This is a genomic window from Johannesbaptistia floridana, assembly GCF_057440575.1.
In genome coordinates this window covers 1-2,839 of the sequence record NZ_JALKVM010000124.1, presented here as the reverse complement: position 1 = coordinate 2,839, position 2,839 = coordinate 1, and the positions used below count along the sequence as shown (strand labels likewise).

The window sequence follows — 2,839 nt, the reverse complement described above, 5'->3', positions numbered from 1 at the left end:
TACTTTATGCTGTGCAGAATCAAAACACAGAAATAGCGAAACTGTTGATTGACCAGGGTGCTGATGTTAATGCTCAGAATAAGGATGGCAACACTCCACTACTTTATGCTGTGCAGAATCAAAACACAGAAATAGCGAAACTGTTGATTGACCATAAAGCTGATGTTAATGCTCAGGATAAGTATGGCCACACACCACTACTTAATACTACTAAAAGTAATAACACAGAAATAGCGAAACTGTTGATTGACCAGGGTGCTGATGTTAATGTTCAGAATAAGGATGGCTTCACACCACTACTTTATGCTATGCAGAATCAAAATACAGAAATAGCGAAACTGTTGATTGACCAGGGCGCTAATGTTAATGCTTGGGATAATTCTGGCAATACCCCACTACTTAATGCTACTTGGAATAAGAACATAGAAATAGCCAAACTGTTGATTGACCAGGGTGCTGATGTTAATGCTCAGAATAATTCTGGCATTACCCCACTACGTAATGCTAACCTGCGTAACACAAAAGAAATAGCTGAACTGTTGATTAAACATGGCGCTCGCTAATGTTCATTTATACATCAAATAAATCAATTTTTCATCAAGATAATCATGAACAAACCACCATCAACCTCACAAGTAATTGATAACCGCTACCGTATCCTCTATCCTCTCGGACAGGGAGGTTCTGGTATCACCTATGCGGCTTTAGACTTGCAAACTCAACAGCAAGTAGCTTTAAAAGTTTTGGCACTCCATCATTTAAATGATTGGAAACAGATTGAACTATTTGAGAGAGAAGGCAAAATTTTACAACAACTCAATCACCCAGCTATTCCTGAATATCTAGATTATTTTGAAGTAGAAACCGACACCGAACGCCATTTTTATTTAGTACAAAAATTAGTCCCAGGTAAATCATTAGCTATTTTAGTTGAATCAGGATGGAAACCAGATGAAGCAACGGTTAAAGATATTGCTCAACAAATTCTCCACATCTTGATATATTTACAGCAACAAATACCCCCAGTTATTCATCGAGATATCAAGCCTCAAAATATTATCTATTGTCAACCAGAAAATAACTCACAATCAACAGGCACTGTCTACTTAGTAGATTTTGGGGCCGTAAAAGATACCTATCAACATGTTTTGATGGATGGAACCGTGGTCGGTACTTATGGTTATATGGCACCGGAACAATTCCAGGGAAATGCAGTAATTAATACGGATTTATATGGATTGGGGACTACCTTGATATTTTTATTGACGGGAAGACATCCCACAGAATTACCCCAGAAAAAGTTTAAATATCAATATCAACAATACGCAAATATTTCTAAGAAATTTAGTAAATGGTTAGATAAGCTAATTGAACCTCAGAGAGAAAATAGATTAGAAAATGCCCAAGTAGCTTTAGATACATTACAAGAGAAAAAAAACCTCCCCCGAGATTTAAATATGGAAATTATTGGGGACCCAGAAGAACTAAAAATAACTTTTTTACCTACTAGAATTACTAACTGGCGTTCTAATCTAAAAATATATTTAAGCTTGTTAGTTGATGGTTTGTTTTTTCTAGTGTTGTTTAGTTTCGCTAGTAATATTTATCCTCAAGTTTTTTCAGTAATCTTAAGTTTACTGCTATTAGTATATATCGTATTTGATTATTTACCTTTTCAACCTAAAGTAGAAAAAGTTGATGACAATACGGGTCTTGCTCTTGCTGTTGCTTTACTAAAATGTATACCTATAACTATAATTTTTAGTTATATGTGGATTTATACAAATATTTGGATTTTATCAAATATTAATCTACAACAAGTGATAGCTTTGGGGCTATTTTGTATATTTCTTAAGAGACATTCTTTACATCAAACCTACTTGAAAAAGTTCTTGTTAAAAATCAAGTTATTCTGGAATAAAGATAACATTGTTATTAAAGAATATTTTCTAGGCAAGAAAATAAAAGAATACGTTTTTTCATTGGATAACAATATAATTAAGTTTTTCCACAAATCAAAGCAAATAAAAATTTTAGACAAACCACATAATTTATTATCTGAAATTAAGTGTAAATATGTATTGTTTTTACCTGACAATGAACTTCAGGTATTGTTGAACCAAGGGATAATAATTTCAGAAGAGGATTGTTAATATACCAATTCCCATCTCTTGATTGTTTGTTATAAATTGCTTTACTCATATCTTCCAGCAGAACTTATGTACTAATTTTCAGGACCAAATGTTCTTTCCCGTTAATTCTCTATAATTTTTGTCTCGCAAGGGTTTAATATCAAGTTCGGGTGAATACTTACAATAAAAATGAGGTGAGGCTCCGAGGCAAGAGAGGCTCCGAGGCAAGAGAGGGAAGGAAGAAGGTATGAAGGTAGAACTTTATCATAACTAATTAAACGGACATGATATAACTCTTGGTAAAGTAGTATAGCAGTGACCGCAGTGGTGTTAACAACATTTATCACTAACTTTTCCCCCCTTCCCCCCTTACTAAGGGGGGCTTTTCATTCATTTTTTTATTTCAAAATGTAACGTTTTAACAGTAGGCTGTTTACTATGTTTTTTAAAAGAAAAATAAATCCGAGATTTATTATTAGTAAAAAATCCCCTCTCCCTGCTCCCTGCCCCCTGCTCCCTGCTCCTCCTCACCATTTTCTTTGTCAAGAACGAAACAGCCCTGCCCTTACTAAGGGGGGCTTTTCATCATTTTTGTCAACATCTATTGGCGAGCTTGCTATAGTAGGGGCGCAAGGCTTGCGCCCTTCGGTTTGGCTTGCGCCCTTCGGTTTGGCTTGCGCCCTTCGGTTTGGCTTGCGCCCTTCGGT

General features: G+C 35.4%; 2 protein-coding genes. Both read left to right on the top strand.

Annotation, left to right across the window (positions count from 1 at the left end):
- On the top strand, positions 1 to 563 hold a 563-nt coding region (locus MW688_RS08895), incomplete at its 5' end, for an ankyrin repeat domain-containing protein (protein ID WP_486735611.1).
- Positions 564 to 608: 45 nt separating this feature from the next.
- Entirely contained in the window at positions 609 to 2,153 is a 1,545-nt protein-coding gene (locus MW688_RS08890; RefSeq protein WP_486735610.1) for a serine/threonine protein kinase, read from the top strand.
- Positions 2,154 to 2,839: the final 686 nt, after the last annotated feature.